At 71.4% G+C, this 16,095-nt stretch carries 12 protein-coding genes; 9 read left to right on the top strand and 3 right to left on the bottom strand.

The features are described 5' to 3' along the window. Positions 1-304 precede the first annotated feature (304 nt). From AV521_RS14635 to AV521_RS14625, 3 genes are read left to right on the top strand one after another with little or no spacing between them, the layout of a single operon-like run. Positions 305-1,462, top strand: a complete 1,158-nt coding sequence (locus AV521_RS14635) for a CaiB/BaiF CoA-transferase family protein (protein WP_076088322.1) — start codon at positions 305-307, stop codon at positions 1,460-1,462. A gap of 43 nt (positions 1,463-1,505) precedes the next feature. After that, positions 1,506-2,720, top strand: coding sequence for an acetyl-CoA C-acetyltransferase (locus tag AV521_RS14630; protein WP_076088320.1), 1,215 nt, complete (start codon positions 1,506-1,508; stop codon positions 2,718-2,720). A gap of 41 nt (positions 2,721-2,761) precedes the next feature. Continuing rightward, positions 2,762-4,951, top strand: coding sequence for a 3-hydroxyacyl-CoA dehydrogenase NAD-binding domain-containing protein (locus AV521_RS14625; protein WP_076088317.1), 2,190 nt, complete (start codon positions 2,762-2,764; stop codon positions 4,949-4,951). Here the strand turns inward: AV521_RS14625 and AV521_RS14620 are convergent. Then, positions 4,941-5,690: a MerR family transcriptional regulator gene (locus tag AV521_RS14620; protein WP_076088315.1), complete on the bottom strand. Its 750-nt coding sequence runs from the start codon at positions 5,688-5,690 to the stop codon at positions 4,941-4,943. The genes AV521_RS14625 and AV521_RS14620 overlap by 11 nt on opposite strands. Positions 5,691-5,924: 234 nt before the next feature. On the opposite strand from AV521_RS14620, the gene AV521_RS14610 reads away from it, so the two are divergent. The 3 genes from AV521_RS14610 to AV521_RS14605 are packed head-to-tail and all read left to right on the top strand — an operon-like array spanning position 5,925 to position 8,521. Next, positions 5,925-7,388 carry an amino acid permease gene (locus tag AV521_RS14610; protein ID WP_076088313.1) on the top strand — a complete coding sequence of 488 codons (1,464 nt, stop codon included), beginning with the start codon at positions 5,925-5,927 and terminating at the stop codon, positions 7,386-7,388. Positions 7,389-7,440: 52 nt separating this feature from the next. Further along, the gene (locus AV521_RS50765; protein WP_256725553.1) at positions 7,441-7,575 is read left to right on the top strand and encodes a hypothetical protein; all 135 of its coding nucleotides are present in this window, start codon (positions 7,441-7,443) and stop codon (positions 7,573-7,575) included. A gap of 28 nt (positions 7,576-7,603) precedes the next feature. Continuing rightward, the gene (locus tag AV521_RS14605; protein ID WP_076088311.1) at positions 7,604-8,521 is read left to right on the top strand and encodes a PfkB family carbohydrate kinase; all 918 of its coding nucleotides are present in this window, start codon (positions 7,604-7,606) and stop codon (positions 8,519-8,521) included. Between the two features lie 40 nt (positions 8,522-8,561). On the opposite strand, the gene AV521_RS14600 is transcribed toward AV521_RS14605, so the two are convergent. Then, the gene (locus AV521_RS14600) at positions 8,562-10,076 is read right to left on the bottom strand and encodes a M1 family metallopeptidase (protein WP_076088309.1); all 1,515 of its coding nucleotides are present in this window, start codon (positions 10,074-10,076) and stop codon (positions 8,562-8,564) included. A gap of 186 nt (positions 10,077-10,262) precedes the next feature. Here AV521_RS14600 and AV521_RS14595 point away from each other — a divergent pair, with 186 nt between their 5' ends. Then, entirely contained in the window at positions 10,263-12,239 is a 1,977-nt protein-coding gene (locus tag AV521_RS14595; protein ID WP_076088307.1) for a Xaa-Pro dipeptidyl-peptidase, read from the top strand. Between the two features lie 83 nt (positions 12,240-12,322). Here the strand turns inward: AV521_RS14595 and AV521_RS14590 are convergent, their stop codons facing one another. Further along, positions 12,323-13,237, bottom strand: a complete 915-nt coding sequence (locus AV521_RS14590) for an FAD-dependent oxidoreductase (RefSeq protein WP_076088642.1) — start codon at positions 13,235-13,237, stop codon at positions 12,323-12,325. Positions 13,238-13,338: 101 nt separating this feature from the next. Between AV521_RS14590 and AV521_RS14585 the strand changes: the two genes are divergently transcribed. Both AV521_RS14585 and AV521_RS14580 read left to right on the top strand, forming a co-directional pair. Next, positions 13,339-14,364: an oxidoreductase gene (locus AV521_RS14585; protein ID WP_076088305.1), complete on the top strand. Its 1,026-nt coding sequence runs from the start codon at positions 13,339-13,341 to the stop codon at positions 14,362-14,364. Positions 14,365-14,436: 72 nt separating this feature from the next. Next, positions 14,437-16,077 (top strand): ABC-F family ATP-binding cassette domain-containing protein, encoded by a 1,641-nt coding sequence (locus tag AV521_RS14580; RefSeq protein WP_076088303.1) that lies wholly within the window; start codon positions 14,437-14,439, stop codon positions 16,075-16,077. Positions 16,078-16,095 lie beyond the last annotated feature (18 nt).

The following is a 16,095-nucleotide window of genomic DNA, read 5'->3' as shown; positions in this document are numbered from 1 at the left end:
GACACCCCTTGGTCCCGCAGCTCGCGCCGCTGTCGGTGGCTGAGGCTAGCGTGAGGAGTACGCGTGAAGACGACCAGCCCAAAGGCAGCGGTGGCCGCAGCCGAGAACGCCCTGAGGAAGCGGGAGAGAGTACGTACACCCCACGCCCGTCGCGGCACACCCGCCTCTCACCCTCCCGGGTGATCCGCACAGAGCCGGGCACTTGGCTAAGCGCTTGCTCGTTGGGTCTTGTGTCCGGTGGAACGTGTTCTTAGCATCACCGGTGTTACATCAGTTGTGTCACACAGGACAGGGGGCTGGACGCATGACGACGGCAGGGACGCCGGCGGCGCCGGGCGGCGGTCCGCTCTCCGGTGTGCGCGTGGTCGAGCTGGCCGGTATCGGTCCCGGCCCGTTCGCCGCCATGCTCCTCGCGGACCTGGGCGCCGACGTCGTCCGGGTGGACCGCCCGGGCGGCCCCGGCCTCGCCATCGACCCCGCGCACGACGTCACCAACCGCAACAAACGCTCGATCGTGGTCGACCTGAAGGCACCGGACGGCCCCGCGCGCGTGCTGGACCTCGCCGAGCGCGCCGACATCCTCATCGAGGGCTACCGCCCGGGCGTCGCCGAGCGGCTCGGCGTCGGCCCCGAGGACTGCCGTGCCCGCAACCCCCGCCTGGTCTACGGCCGTATGACCGGCTGGGGCCAGGACGGCCCGCTCGCCGACCGCGCGGGCCACGACGTGGCCTACATCGCGCTCACCGGCACCCTCGGCATGATCGGCCGCCCGGACGAGCCCCCGCCCGTCCCCGCGAACCTGCTCGGCGACTACGCGGGCGGCTCGCTCTACCTGGTGGTGGGCGTCCTCGCCGCCCTGCACCACGCCCGCGCGACCGGCATCGGACAGGTCGTCGACGCCGCCATCGTCGACGGCACGGCCCATCTGTCGGCAATGATCCACGGCATGCTGGCGGCCGGCGGCTGGCAGGACCGGCGCGCTGCCAACCTCCTCGACGGCGGCTGCCCCTACTACGGCACATACGAGACGGCCGACGGCAAATACATGGCGGTCGGCGCCCTGGAGGGGCAGTTCTACGCCGAGTTCCTGCGCCTGCTCGGCCTGGACGACCTGGCACCGGCCCACAAGGACTGGACCCGCTGGGGCGAGCTGCGCGAGCGCGTCGCCACCCGCTTCAAGTCCCGTACCCGAGACGAGTGGACGGCCGTCTTCGAGGGAACCGACGCCTGTGTGGCCCCCGTGCTGTCCCTGCGCGAGGCCCCGCAGCACCCGCATCTCGCCGCCCGCGGCACCTTCACCGAACACGCGGGCATCACCCAGCCGGCCCCCGCCCCCCGGTTCTCCGCGACCCCCACCGCCGTCCGCACCGGCCCGGCCCTGCCCGGCGCGGACACGGAGACGGTGGCGCGGGACTGGGGGATACCCGCATCCGTGAACGACGCGGTCACCGACGCCGACTGACCCCGCCCACCCCGCTCGGCCCACCCTCCCGAAAGGCACACCAGTGAGCACCGAAGCGTACGTGTACGACGCGATCCGCACCCCGCGCGGCCGCGGCAAGGCGAACGGCGCCCTGCACGGCACGAAGCCCATCGACCTGGTCGTCGGTCTCATCCACGAGATCCGCGACCGCTTCCCCGGCCTCGACCCGGCCGCCGTCGACGACATCGTGCTCGGTGTCGTCGGACCGGTCGGCGACCAGGGCTCCGACATCGCCCGGATCGCCGCGATCGCCGCCGGACTGCCGGACACGGTCGCGGGCGTGCAGGAGAACCGCTTCTGTGCCTCGGGCCTGGAGGCCGTGAACCTGGCCGCGGCCAAGGTCCGTTCCGGCTGGGAGGACCTGGTCCTCGCGGGCGGCGTGGAGTCCATGTCCCGGGTCCCGATGGCCTCCGACGGCGGCGCCTGGTTCAACGACCCGATGACCAACCTCGCCGTGAACTTCGTGCCGCAGGGCATCGGCGCCGACCTGATCGCCACGATCGAGGGCTTCTCCCGGCGGGACGTCGACGAGTTCGCGGCCCTGTCCCAGGAGCGCGCGGCCACGGCCTGGAAGGAGGGCCGCTTCGACCGCTCGGTCGTCCCCGTGAAGGACCGCAGCGGCCTGGTCGTCCTCGACCACGACGAGCACCTGCGCCCCGGCACCACCGCCGACTCCCTCGCGAAGCTCAAGCCGTCGTTCGCCGACATCGGCGAGCTGGGCGGCTTCGACGCCGTCGCCCTGCAGAAGTACCACTGGGTGGAGAAGATCGACCACGTCCACCACGCGGGCAACTCCTCCGGCATCGTGGACGGCGCCTCGCTCGTCGCGATCGGATCCAAGGAGGTCGGCGAGCGCTACGGCATCACCCCCCGCGCGCGGATCGTCTCGGCGGCCGTCTCCGGCTCCGAGCCGACCATCATGCTCACCGGGCCCGCCCCCGCCACCCGCAAGGCCCTGGCGAAGGCCGGCCTCACCATCGACGACATCGACCTGGTCGAGATCAACGAGGCGTTCGCCGCGGTCGTCCTGCGCTTCGTCAAGGACATGGGCCTCAGCCTCGACAAGGTCAACGTCAACGGCGGCGCCATCGCCCTCGGCCACCCGCTCGGCGCGACCGGCGCGATGATCCTCGGCTCGCTCATCGACGAACTCGAGCGCCAGGACAAGCGTTACGGCCTGGCCACCCTCTGCGTCGGCGGCGGCATGGGCATCGCCACCGTCGTCGAGCGCATCTGAACTCCCAGCGGAATCACCAGACCTCAACGGAGACGACTGTCATGACCGAGAGCACCACCATCCGCTGGGAGCAGGACGACACCGGTGTCGTCACCCTCGTCCTGGACGACCCGAACCAGTCCGCGAACACCATGAACCAGGCGTTCCGCGACTCCCTCGCCGCGATCACCGACCGGCTGGAGGCCGAGCGGGACTCTATCCGCGGCATCGTCTTCACCTCCGCCAAGAAGACCTTCTTCGCGGGCGGCGACCTGCGCGACCTGATCCGGGTCACCCCGGAGACCGCCCAGGACCTCTTCGACGGCGGCCTCGCCATCAAGCGGAACCTGCGCCGCATCGAGACCCTCGGCAAGCCGGTCGTCGCCGCGATCAACGGCGCCGCCCTGGGCGGCGGCTTCGAACTGGCCCTCGCCTGCCACCACCGGGTCGCCCTCGACATCTCCGGCACCAAGATCGGCTGCCCCGAGGTCACCCTCGGCCTGCTCCCCGGAGGCGGCGGAGTCGTCCGCACCGTACGGCTGCTCGGCATCGCCGACGCCCTGCTGAAGGTGCTCCTCCAGGGCCAGCAGTACAACGCGCGGCGCGCCCAGGAGAACGGCCTCGTCCACGAGGTCGCCGCCACGCCCGAGGAACTGCTCGCCAAGGCCCGCGCGTTCATCGACGCGAACCCCGAGTCGCAGCAGCCCTGGGACAAGCCCGGCTACAGGATCCCGGGCGGTACGCCCGCCAACCCGAAGTTCGCCGCCAACCTGCCGGCTTTCCCGGCCAACCTGCGCAAGCAGACGAACGGCGCGCCCTACCCGGCCCCGCGCAACATCCTCGCCGCGGCCGTCGAGGGCTCTCAGGTCGACTTCGAGACCGCCCAGGTCATCGAGGCCCGCTACTTCGTGGAGCTGGCCGCCGGGCAGACCTCGAAGAACATGATCCAGGCGTTCTTCTTCGACCTCCAGGCCGTCAACTCCGGCGCCAACCGCCCGAAGGGCATCGATCCCCACCAGGTCCGCAAGGTCGCCGTCCTCGGCGCCGGCATGATGGGCGCCGGCATCGCCTACTCATGCGCCCGCGCCGGTATCGACGTCGTCCTGAAGGACGTCTCCGAGGAAGCGGCCGCCAAGGGCAAGGGCTACTCCGAGAAGCTGTGCGCCAAGGCCGTCGCCAAGGGCCGTACCAGCCAGGAGAAGGCGGACGCACTGCTCGCCCGGATCACGCCCACCGCCGAGGTCTCCGACCTCGCGGGCTGCGACGCGGTGATCGAGGCCGTCTTCGAGGACACCACGCTCAAGCACAAGGTGTTCCAGGAGATCGAGTCCGTCGTCGCCCCGGACGCGCTGCTGTGCTCCAACACCTCCACCCTGCCCATCACCACGCTCGCCGAGGGCGTGGAGCGCCAGACCGACTTCATCGGGCTGCACTTCTTCTCACCGGTCGACAAGATGCCGCTGGTCGAGATCATCAGGGGCGAGCGCACCGGCGACGAGGCCCTGGCCCGGGCCTTCGACCTGGTCCGGCAGATCAACAAGACGCCGATCGTCGTGAACGACTCGCGCGGCTTCTTCACCTCCCGGGTGATCGGCCACTTCATCAACGAGGGCGTCGCCATGGTCGGCGAGGGCATCGAGCCCGCCTCCGTGGAGCAGGCCGCCGCCCAGGCCGGCTACCCCGCCAAGGTCCTCTCCCTCATGGACGAGCTGACCCTCACCCTCCCGCGCAAGATCCGGGGCGAGACCAAGAGGGCCGTGGAGGAGGCCGGCGGCACCTGGACGGCGCACCCGGCGGAGGCGGTCATCGACCGCATGGTCGACGAGTTCGGCCGCCCCGGCCGCAGCGGCGGCGCCGGGTTCTACGACTACACCGAGGACGGCAAGCGGGCCGGACTCTGGCCGGGCCTGCGCGAGCACTTCACCGAGCCCGGGTACGAGATCCCGTTCCGGGACATGCAGGAGCGGATGCTCTTCTCCGAGGCGCTCGACACCGTGCGGCTCCTGGAGGAGGGCGTCCTGACCTCGGTCGCCGACGCCAACATCGGCTCGATCCTCGGCATCGGCTTCCCGGGCTGGACCGGCGGTGTGCTCCAGTACATCAACGGCTACGACGGCGGCGCCGGGGGAGGCGTCGGCCTGCCGGGGTTCGTGGCCCGCGCGCGGGAACTCGCCGAGGCCTACGGCGAGCGGTTCACTCCGCCCGCGCTGCTCGTGGAGAAGGCGCAGAAGGGGGAGTGTTTCAGCGACTGACGTCCGGATCCGGATCCGAGAGGTCCGGGTCCGATCCGCTGACCCACCCGCTCAGCTCCTCCCGCAGCGACCGCTGGAACGTCGTCAGCAACGCCTGCACCACCAAGGGGTGCATGTGCGCCGACAGGGACCTCACGTCCTGGGCGTCCCGCTCCGCCACCTCGCCGCGGAAGAGCTGGGAGAGTTCGTGAGCCGCGGCGCGCGAGTGCTCGATGAGCACCTTGCGCGCCGCGAGGATCACCTCCTGCGACAGCGGTACGTCGAGGAGCTGCACCCCGAGCCGGAGGAGCCCCGAGTCGACACGGAAGGTGTCACCGTCCGCCTCCGTGATCACGTTCATCGCCGTCAGCCGCTCGACGTCCTCGGCGGACAGCGGCCGCCCGGCCCGCCGCTCCAGTTCCCGCCGCGACACCGTGTCGACCGCGTCCGGCGCCCAGGACGCCACCACAGCACGGTGAATGGCCAGGTCGTGCGGCGTGAGATCGGGCGGCAGCTGCCGCAGGTACCGCTCGATCGCCGCCAGCGTCATGCCCTGCTGCTGCAACTCCTCGATGAGGGCCAGCCGCGCCACATGCCCGGGGCCGTAACGGCCCACCCGGCGCGGACCGATCTCCGGCGGCGGGAGCAGCCCCTTGCTGCCGTAGAAGCGGACGGTACGGACCGTGACGCCCGCCCGGGCGGCCAGCTCGTCGATGGTGAGGGCCTGCTCCTCGGCGTCGCTCCTCGCGTGGGTCGTCATGTGGAGCAGTATCGCTGTCTCACCACAAGTGTGAAACCCATGGTGAACATCGCGTGACGCCCGAGTGGATCGTGTGAGAAGCAACGCTCTGTGACATGGGCCACCGCGTACCTGCGGATCTTTCTGGGAAGCTGCTGCCTTGGTCTGTGCCGCAACTCGACAGGGTGGTGCGGGCCGATCCCTGCACGACCCCCGGGCCCACAAGGCCCGGGCGCACCAGGAATGGAACCACCCGTGAGCAAGGAAGCCGTGCAATCGGCACAGGCCGTCGCCCCTCAGGCGGCCCAGGCGCCCGCGGACGCGGGCGACGCCGGTTACAGCAAGGACCTCAAGGCCCGCCACATCAACATGATCGCCATCGGCGGCGCCATCGGCACCGGCCTCCTCCTGGGCGCCGGCGGCCGCCTGCACAACGCAGGGCCGGCGCTCGCCCTGGCCTACCTGGTCTGCGGCGTCTTCGCCTTCTTCGTCGTCCGGGCCCTGGGCGAGCTGGTCCTGTACCGGCCGTCCTCCGGCTCCTTCGTGTCGTACGCGCGCGAATTCCTCGGCGAGAAGGGCGCCTATGTCGCCGGCTGGATGTACTTCCTGAACTGGTCGACCACCGGTATCGCCGACATCACCGCGATCGCGCTCTACACGCACTACTGGAGCTTCTTCACCTCGATCCCGCAGTGGGTGCTCGCCCTGATCGCCCTCGCGGTGGTCCTGGCCGTGAACCTGATCTCGGTGAAGATCTTCGGCGAGATGGAGTTCTGGTTCGCGATCATCAAGGTCGCCACCATCGTCGGCTTCATGCTGATCAGCATTTTCCTGCTCGCCACCCAGCACAAGGTCGGCGGCCACACCCCGGGCCTGAGCGTGATCACCGACCACGGTGGCATCTTCCCGCACGGCCTGATGCCGGTCGTCCTGGTCATGCAGGGTGTGATCTTCGCCTACGCAGCCCTGGAGCTGGTCGGCGTGGCCGCCGGCGAGACCGCCGAGCCGGAGAAGGTCGTCCCGCGCGCGGTGAACTCGATCATGTGGCGCGTGGGCCTGTTCTACGTCGGCTCGGTCGTGCTGCTCGCCCTGCTGCTGCCGGGCTCCGTGTACTCCGCCGACCAGAGCCCGTTCGTCACGGTCCTGTCCAAGATCGGCGTCCCGGCGGCCGGTGACGTGATGAACCTGGTGGTGCTGACCGCCGCGATGTCCTCGCTGAACTCCGGGCTGTACTCCACCGGCCGCATTCTGCGCTCGATGGCCATGGCGGGCTCCGCCCCGAAGTTCACCGCCAAGATGAGCCGCAGCCAGGTGCCCTACGGCGGCATCCTGCTGACCTGCGCCGTCTGCGTGCTCGGCGTCGGCCTGAATTACCTGGTGCCCAGCCAGGCCTTCGAGATCGTGCTGAACGTCGCCTCCCTCGGGATCATCAGCACCTGGGTCATCATCATGATCTGCCACATGGTCTTCGTCCGCCGCGCCCGCGCAGGCCTGGTGGACCGGCCGCACTTCCAGCTGAAGTTCAGCCCGGTCATCGAGATCGTCACCATCGCCTTCCTGCTGATCTGCCTCGGCATGATGTGGAACGACCCCGACGTCGGCCGGAAGACCATCCTGCTGATCCCGGTGATCGCCGTCATGCTCGTCGCCGGCTGGTTCGGCGTGCGCCGCCGGGTGTCCGCGAACGCCGACAAGGAACTGTCGCAGCTGACGAAGTAGCGGCACGGGAAACCCAACAGCCACTGTCAGTGGCATCGCCTACGGTGGCGTCATGTCGGAGATCACAGATGTCCGGGGTGACGCCACCGTGCCGTCGGTCAAGGGCACCGAGGTGATCGCCCATGTCGGTCCTCCGGCCGGTTCGCGCCTGGCGCGGCACGCCTGGCAGAACGCGGGATCACGGTGAAGGTGTACGACCACGGGGAGGGCGGGGGATGACCTCACAGAGCGTAGCGGCGGACGTGCTGGTGCTGGGTGGCGCGGGGGTGGACACGATCATCCAGGTCCCCGCACTGCCCCTCCCGTATGCCGACAGCTACATGATCGACACCGGGATCCGCACCCGGGCCGGGCAGACCGGCGACTTCGTCGCGCTGGGTCTCGCCGCCCTAGGTCTGGGCACCCACCACCTCGACCTGCTCGGGGACGACCCCGAGGGCGACCTGGTGCGGGCCCTGCACCGCGAGCACGGCATCGGACTGACCGCGCTCCCGCAGCCCGCCGGGACCAAGCGGGCGGTCAACCTCGTCGGCCCCGACGGCCGCCGCCTGTCCCTGTACGACACCAGCCGCGCCCGCCCCGGCGACCGCTTCCCGCCGGAGACGCTGCGGATGCTGGCCGGGTCGAGCCGGCACGTGCACGTGACGATCACCCAGCCCTGTGCCGAGGCGCTCACGGTGCTGACCGCGATGGGCGTCCCGCTGTCCACCGATCTGCACGACTGGGACGGGGAGAACCCGTACCACGAGCCGTTCGCCCACGCGGCGGACGTGGTCTTCCTGTCGGCCGCCGCGCTGACCGACCCCGAGCGGACCCTGCGCCGCATCGCCGAGCGGGGCCGGGCCCGGACGGTCGTCGCCACCGCGGGAGCCGAGGGCGCGTATCTGCTGGCCGACGGCGAGCTGACCCGCGTGCCCGCGGTGCCGCCACCCGCACCGGTGGTGGATTCCAACGGCGCGGGCGACGCCTTCGCCGCCGCGTTCCTCTACGGCCGCCTCAACGGCGAGCCGCCCGAGAGCTGCGCCCGCTACGGCGCCATCGCGGGCGCGTACGCCTGCACGGTCCCGGCCTCCCGAACGGAGTCGATAGGCCGGGACGAGCTTCTCAAGCGGGCGGCCGAGCCGAGACCTTAGCGAGCCGGGGGGGCCGGTGCCCGTGCCCTGCCGCCCGGGGTCAGTGCCCCCGCGCCTCCCGTCCCGCCTCCTGGCCGTCGCGGGCCGCCTCGATCTTCTTCCACGACTTCGGCTGGGCCACCTTCGTGGTCGCCTTCGCCAGGGACGCGGCGCCGCCCGCGGACACGGCCGGCTTCGACGGCTGGAACAGCCAGGTGTCGAACAGCGAGGCGAGCGGCTTGCCGGAGACCTGCTCGGCGTACCGCTCGAAGTCGGCCACCGAGGCGTTTCCGTACGCGTGCTCCTGCGGCCAGCCCTTCAGGATGGCGAAGAACGCGTCGTCACCGACCGCCTTGCGCAGCGCCTGGATGGCCACGGCACCCCGGTCGTAGATCGCGTCGTCGAACTGCTTGTCCGGGCCGGGATCGCCGGGCTTGACCGTCCAGAACGGGTCGTCGGCCGGATGCGAGGCGTACACGTAGTCGGCCAGCTCCTGCGTGGTGCCCTCGCCCTCGTGCTCGGACCACAGCCACTGCGCGTACGTCGCGAAGCCCTCGTTGATCCAGATGTCCTTCCAGCCCTTCAGCGACACGTCGTCGCCGTACCACTGGTGGGCCAGTTCGTGCACGACCACCGAGGCGTTGGCACCCTTCGCGAACTGCTTCGGGCTGTAGTAGACGCGGGACTGGGTCTCCAGCGCGTACCCAGTGGTGGTGTTCGGCACATACCCGCCGGCCGAGCTGAACGGATACGGCCCGAAATAGTTGCTCAGCCAGTCGACGATCTCCCCGGTGCGCTCCACACTCGCCCGTGCGGCCCCGTCGTTGTCGCCGAGGTCCTTGCTGTAGGCGTTGACGACGGGCACCCCGCCGTCGGAGGTGCCCGTGGTGATGTCGAACTTGCCGATGGCAAGGGTGGCCAGATAGGTCGCCTGCGGCTTGTTCTGCCGCCAGCTGTAGCGGGTCCACCCCAGTTTCGAACTGGTCGCCTGCAGCGTGCCGTTGGAGATGGCCTGGGTGCCGTCCGGCACGGCCACCGACACGTCGTAGGTGGCCTTGTCGCTCGGGTGGTCATTGCTCGGGAACCACCACCAGGCGGCCTCGGGCTCGTCGGCGGCCACCGCGCCGTCGGGTGTGCGGTGCCAGGTGTTGAACCCGTAGGCGGTCTTCGTCGACGGCACCCCGCTGTAGCGGACGACGACCGTGATCGGCGTGCCCTTGGCCAGCGGTGTCTTCGGCGTGATCACCAGCTCGTGCTGCTGGGAGTGCGTGAAGGCGGCCTTGGCGCCGTTGACCCGCACCTCACTCACGTCCAGCAGGAAGTCCAGGTCGAAGCTGGACAGGTCCTGCGTGGTCTTCGCCAGGATCGTCGCCGTGCCCCGCAGCTCGTCCGTCTTCGGCTGGTATTGGAGCCTCAGGTCGTAGTGCGAGACGTCGTAGCCGCCGTTGCCGTAGTACGGGTAGTAGGGGTCGCCGATGCCTGGCGCGCCGGGGGAGTAGCTCGCGGCCGATGCCGGGATCGCCAGCAGGAGGGAGGCCGCCGCGAGCGCGCCCGGCGCGATGATTCTGCGGTGCACGTAAGCTCCAAGTCGTCTGGACTGCGGGTCCGTTCGGAGAACTCTGTACGGAGCCTATTCAGTCCCTGCGGCCCCTGACCTGTCCATGGCCCCTGCTGTCACACGATCGCCATTCAGCCGTCATGAGCGCGCGTGCCCCCGTAAAGTCCTCTTCTGTACGGGAGTTCACCGGGGTACCGTCCGCGCATGCCGATTCGCACCCTCATCCGCAGGCGCCTCACGATCCGGAGAGCGCTCGCGACAGCGGTCGTCGCCATCCTGACGGCCGCCTTCCTCACCCCAGCCGCCGCGCAGGCCACCACCCACCAGAGCCGGCCGGCCCGCGAGAGCCGGCCCGTCTACTCCTACGCCCACGCCATCCGCGAGTCCGTCTGGGTCGACACCGGCCTGGACAAGGACGGCGACGGCAAGGCCGACCGCGTCGCAGCCGACATCGTCCGGCCCGCCGAACCCGCCTCCCAGGGCCGCAAGGTGCCCGTCATCATGGACGCGAGCCCCTACTACTCCTGCTGCGGACGCGGCAACGAGAGCCAGGTCAAGACATACGACGCGCAGGGCCGCGTCGTCCAGATGCCGCTGTTCTACGACAACTACTTCGTGCCCCGCGGCTACGCCTTCGTCGGCGTCGACCTCGCCGGCACCAACCGCTCGGACGGCTGCGTCGACGTCGGCGGCCGCTCCGACATCCAGTCCGCGAAAGCCGTCATCGACTGGCTGAACGGCCGTGCCACGGCGTACACGAGCCGGACCGGGGCGAAGACCGTCAAAGCCACCTGGACCAACGGCAGAACCGGCATGATCGGCAAGAGCTGGGACGCCACGATCGCCAACGGCGTCGCCGCCACCGGTGTCAAGGGCCTGAAGACCATCGTCCCGATCAGCGGCATCTCCTCCTGGTACGACTACTACTTCGCGCAGGGCGCCCCGCTGTACGACGGCGGCCCCGCCGGCCTCGCCGGCCAGGTCGAGAGCGACGCGGCCCACACCCACTGCGCGGCCGTGCAGAAGACCCTCACCGACGGCAGCCCGCGCAGCGGCGACTGGACCCCGCTGTGGACCGAGCGGAACTACGTCCAGGACGCGGCGAAGGTGCGAGCAAGCGTCTTCCTGGTGCACGGCATGCAGGACCTCAACGTCCGCACCAAGCACTTCGGCCAGTGGTGGGACGCCCTTGCCAGGCACGGTGTGCAGCGGAAGATCTGGCTGTCCCAGACCGGGCACGTCGACCCCTTCGACTACCGGCGCGGTGCCTGGGTCGACACCCTGCACCGCTGGTTCGACCATGAACTTCTCGGCTACGACAACGGCGTCGACCGCGAGCCGATGGCCGACATCGAGCGCCACCCCGACCAGTGGGTCACCTCCCGCGTCTGGCCGCCGCAGGCCACCAGCAGCACCGTCCTGCACCCGGCTCCCGGCACGAAGTCCGGCGTCGGCACGCTCGGGCTGCGCCCCGCGACCGGCACCGAGACCTTCACGGACGACCCGAAGCTGAGCGAGACCGACTGGTCCGCGCATCTGACCACACCCAGTCCCGAGAAGTCCGGTTTCCTGACCGCACCCCTCACCCATGACCTGCGGCTGTCCGGCTCGTCCACGGTGACGGTGAGCGCGACCCCGACCACCACGTCGGCCCATCTGTCCGCCGTCCTGGTCGACCTCGGCCCCGACACCATCCGCGACTACGCCGACAGCGCCGAGGGCATCACCACCCTCACCCACCGCACCTGCTGGGGCGAGAGCACGGCCGGGGACAGCGCCTGCTTCAAGGAGACCAAGGCCAAGACGGCCAAGGTCGACTACACCGTGTTCAGCCGCGGCTGGGCCGACCTCGGCCACTACGCCTCCCTCGCCAAGGGCGTCCCGCTCACCCCGGGCAAGGCGTACACGATCACCCTCGACCTGGCGGCGACGGACCACGTCGTCCCCAAGGGCCACCGCCTGGCCCTGATCATCGCGGGCACGGACAAGGACCTCATCGACCCGCCCGCGACCAAGCCGACGCTCACGGTGTCCTTGTCGGGTACGACGGCCAGGCTCCCGCTGGTCGGCGGTGCGGGGGCGTTCGCAGGCGCCACGTCCGGCGCAGTCGCCTCGGCCCCCGCGCCCGGCACCCTCGAAGGGCTCCGCGTGCCCAGCGCGGTGCGGCGTATCCCGATGTAGTCGCTGCGCGGCTCGGGACAGGGAGCGGCACCCCGCCGGCGCGGTGAGCGACCCACCCCGCCCGGCCGCGGCACAGGACGCTCTCAGGCGGCCGGGAACGCCAACCCGGCCGCCTCCCGCGCGCACCCCCACGCCACCGTGATCCCGGCCCCGCCGTGCCCGTAGTTGTGCACCAGCACGCGGCCGCCGGGGAGGGCCCGGCGTTCCAGCCGTACGGCATCCCGCGCCGGGCGCAGGCCCACACGGTGGGCGAGCACGCGCGCGCCGGTGATCTCCGGGCGGATCTCCGCGCAGCGGGCGACGATCGCCGTCGCGGTGGCCGGGTCCGGCTCAAGGGACCAGGCGTCCTCCTCCGCCGTACCGCCGAGCAGCAGGCCGCCCGGCTGTGGGATGAAGTACGTGGAGGCGGCAGAGGTGTGCGCGACGGAGGTGAACCAGGTCGCGATGCCCGGGTTCGCCACGACCACCAGCTGTCCGCGCACCGGACGCACCGCCGGGTCCGGCACCAGCGAACGCGCGCCCAGCCCCGTGCAGTTGACCACGACCGGCGCCGGCACGGCGGCGAGGTCGGTCACCTCGCGGGTCTCCACCGTCCCGCCCGCCTTGGCGAGCCGCTCCCGCAGCCACGCCAGATGCACCGGCATGTCGATCACCGGCAGCCGCGCCGCCACCCCGCCGGCCACCGCCCGCAGTCCCGCCACCCGGCCCGCCCACGCGCCCAGTTCGTCCAGCCGGGTCCCCTGGTGTACACCGTCGACCAGGCGTACGCCCGTCTCCTCGGCCCGGTCCGCCAACTCCTCGTACACGGCGAGGGACTCCAGCGCCCACGCGCCGACCAGCGGCTCGGGTTCGATGCGGTACGGCCACCACAGGCCTCCGGCGACCGCCGAGGTCGTACCCTCGGCGGGCTCCCGCGCCCAGACCCGTACCCGCCGCCCGGAATCGGCCAGCACCACGGCCGTCGTCAGGCCGGCGACCCCGCTTCCGACCACGATCACTTCGTCACTCGGCTCGCTGTCCACGCCAGGACGATAGGCCCTGTCCGGACGAGTCTCTCCTGGCGCGCTCACATTCGTACCGGCGTGGGGATACTCACAACATGTCTGCCGCATACGCGACCTTCGGCCTGGCTCCGGCGATCCGTGCCGGTGGTGTGCTCGCCGACGGCGGCTACCAGATCCATCGCGACTTCGTGGACTTCGTCGTGGACGGCCGTCCGCTGCTCTTCCAGCTCTCCGACCTGGACGCCGTCTCCCCGCTCGCCTCGGACGTCCCGCCCGCCATCTTCATGGAACAGGTGCGCGCGCTGCTGCTGGAGGCCGACCCACCGCTCCCGGACGGCCGGTTCGTCATCTACGGCTGCCCCGAGTGCGCCGACCTGGGCTGCGGGGCGGTCACCGCCGTCATCGAGCGCGACGGCGAGGACTACATCTGGCGGGATTTCGCCTGGCAGACGGACGAGCACGCCGACCTGGAACTCAACGGCTACCGGGGCGTCGGGCCGTTCCGCTTCCACGGCGCCGAATACCGCGCCGCCCTGACCTCCCTGAGCGAGGGCCCGCCCCGCCGCCGCGTGCTGCTGATCGGCGCCCGCGTCGCGGTCCTGGCCAAGCTGGCCGCCGCGCTGCGCACCATCGGCATCGGCGCCGACATCACCCAGGACGCCCACGCCGTCCCCGCCGAGGAACTGCGCGGCTACGGCGCGGTCGCCTTCGGGCGCGCGGTCGGCGAGGCCGAACGGGCCGCCGTACTGCGGGCCTTCGAGCACGCCGGGGTCGAGGTCGCCCGGGTCGACGGCCTGGCCCCGATCGTGCCGCTGCTCGTCGCCCAGATCGAGCACGCCCTGGACCACAGCCCGCACGCGCAGCGCCGGCTCACCACGCTGGCCGCCGCCGACAGTGCCGCGGAGGTCGAGGTGACCTCGGCGTGCCGGGTGCGGATCACCGCCTACCGCCTCGACCGGCTCTACCGCACCCACATCCGCGAGGTCTTCGACGGCGTCCTGGAGCCCGGCCGGCACCGCGTCCCGCTGGATCCGCGGGCGGTCAAGGGGGAGGCGTACGTCGTCGCCCGTACGACGGGAGGGGTGCTCGCGGCACCGGTCACCGGCGCAAGACGCGGCTGAGGCGCGGGTACGGGGCCCACCGGGAGACGCGGCTGAGGTGCGGGTGCCGGGCCCATTAGGATCGGCGTCCTGATGACTGCCACCCTCGTCGCCAAGAACCTCGCCGCCGGGCACGGCGACCGTTCCCTGTTCTCCGGGCTCGACCTCGTCGTCGCGCCCGGCGACGTGATCGGTCTCGTCGGTGCCAACGGCGCGGGCAAGTCCACCCTGCTGCGGCTGCTCGCCGGACTGACCCCGCCCGAACAGGGCGAGCTGCGGCTGTCCCCGCCGGCCGCCAGCGTCGGCCATCTGCCGCAGGAGCCGGAGCGCAGGGCGGGGGAGACCGTCCGGGAGTTCCTGGCCCGCCGCACCGGCGTCGCCGAGGCACAGCGCGTCATGGACGAGGCCACCCAGGCCCTGGTCGAGGGCGCGCCCGGCGCCGACGACGCCTACGCGACCGCCCTGGAGCGCTGGCTCGGCCTCGGCGGCGCCGATCTGGACGAGCGCGCGGAGGACGTCGCCGACTCCCTCGGCCTCGCCGTCGGCCTGGACCTGCCGATGACCGCCCTCTCCGGCGGCCAGGCCGCCCGCGCCGGCCTGGCCTCCCTCCTCCTCTCCCGCTACGACGTCTTCCTCCTGGACGAGCCGACCAACGACCTCGACCTCGACGGCCTGGAGCGCCTGGAACGCTTCGTCACCGGCCTGCGCGCCGGCACGGTCGTCGTCAGTCACGACCGTGAGTTCCTGACCCGGACGGTCACCAAGGTCCTCGAACTGGACCTCGCCCAGCGGCAGATCAACCTCTTCGGCGGCGGCTACGAGGCCTACCTCGAGGAACGCGAGGTCGCCCGCCGGCATGCCCGCGAGGACTACGAGGAGTACGCCGACAAGAGGGCTGCCCTCCAGGACCGCGCGCAGACGCAGCGGGCCTGGATGGACAAGGGGGTGAAGAACGCCCGGCGCAAGGCCGGCAACGACAACGACAAGATCGGCCGCAAGTTCCGCAGCGAGGCCAGCGAGAAGCAGGCCGCCAAGGCCCGGCAGACCCAGCGCATGATCGAGCGCCTGGAGGTGGTCGAGGAGCCGCGCAAGGAGTGGGAACTGCGCATGGAGATCGCCGCCGCCGCGCGCTCCGGCGCGGTCGTGGCGACCCTGCGCGACGCCGAGGTCCGGCGCGGTGACTTCAGCTTCGGCCCGGCGTCCCTGCAGATCGACTGGGCGGACCGGGTCGCGATCACCGGGGCCAACGGTGCCGGCAAGTCGACCCTGCTCGGCGCGCTGCTCGGCCGGGTCCCGCTGGACTCGGGACATGCGGCGCTCGGCTCCGGAGTCCTGGTCGGCGAGGTCGACCAGGCCCGCAAGCTGTTCCACGGCACCGAGACCCTGCTGGACGCGTTCTGCGCGGCCGTCCCCGACACCGAGCCGGTCGACGTCCGCACCCTGCTCGCCAAGTTCGGCCTGAAGTCCGAGCACGTCCTGCGCCCGGCCGCGACGCTCTCCCCGGGCGAGCGCACCCGCGCAGCGATGGCCCTCCTCCAGGGCCGGGGCGTCAACCTCCTGGTCCTGGACGAGCCCACCAACCACCTCGACCTGCCCGCCATCGAACAGCTGGAGTCCGCCCTCGACTCCTACGAGGGCACGCTGCTCCTGGTCACCCACGACCGCCGCATGCTGGACGCGGTCCGGGTGACCCGCCGCCTGGAGGTGGCGGACGGGAAGGTGACCGAGCGGTAGCGCTCCGCCGGCCGTGCC

The organism is Streptomyces sp. IMTB 2501, from assembly GCF_001953885.1.
GTDB lineage: Bacteria > Actinomycetota > Actinomycetes > Streptomycetales > Streptomycetaceae > Streptomyces.
The sequence above is the reverse complement of the archived record's forward strand: the minus strand, read 5'-3'. Positions and strand labels throughout refer to the sequence as shown.

Bases quoted from the DNA above. Each gene is read 5' to 3' on its own strand.
- AV521_RS14635 (WP_076088322.1), top strand. From the start codon at position 305: ATGACGACGGCAGGGACGCCGGCGGCGCCGGGCGGCGGTCCGCTCTCC.
- AV521_RS14625 (WP_076088317.1), top strand. From the start codon at position 2,762: ATGACCGAGAGCACCACCATCCGCTGGGAGCAGGACGACACCGGTGTC.
- AV521_RS14620 (WP_076088315.1), bottom strand. From the start codon at position 5,690: ATGACGACCCACGCGAGGAGCGACGCCGAGGAGCAGGCCCTCACCATC.
- AV521_RS50765 (WP_256725553.1), top strand. From the start codon at position 7,441: ATGTCGGAGATCACAGATGTCCGGGGTGACGCCACCGTGCCGTCGGTC.
- AV521_RS14605 (WP_076088311.1), top strand. From the start codon at position 7,604: ATGACCTCACAGAGCGTAGCGGCGGACGTGCTGGTGCTGGGTGGCGCG.
- AV521_RS14595 (WP_076088307.1), top strand. From the start codon at position 10,263: ATGCCGATTCGCACCCTCATCCGCAGGCGCCTCACGATCCGGAGAGCG.
- AV521_RS14585 (WP_076088305.1), top strand. From the start codon at position 13,339: ATGTCTGCCGCATACGCGACCTTCGGCCTGGCTCCGGCGATCCGTGCC.
- AV521_RS14580 (WP_076088303.1), top strand. From the start codon at position 14,437: ATGACTGCCACCCTCGTCGCCAAGAACCTCGCCGCCGGGCACGGCGAC.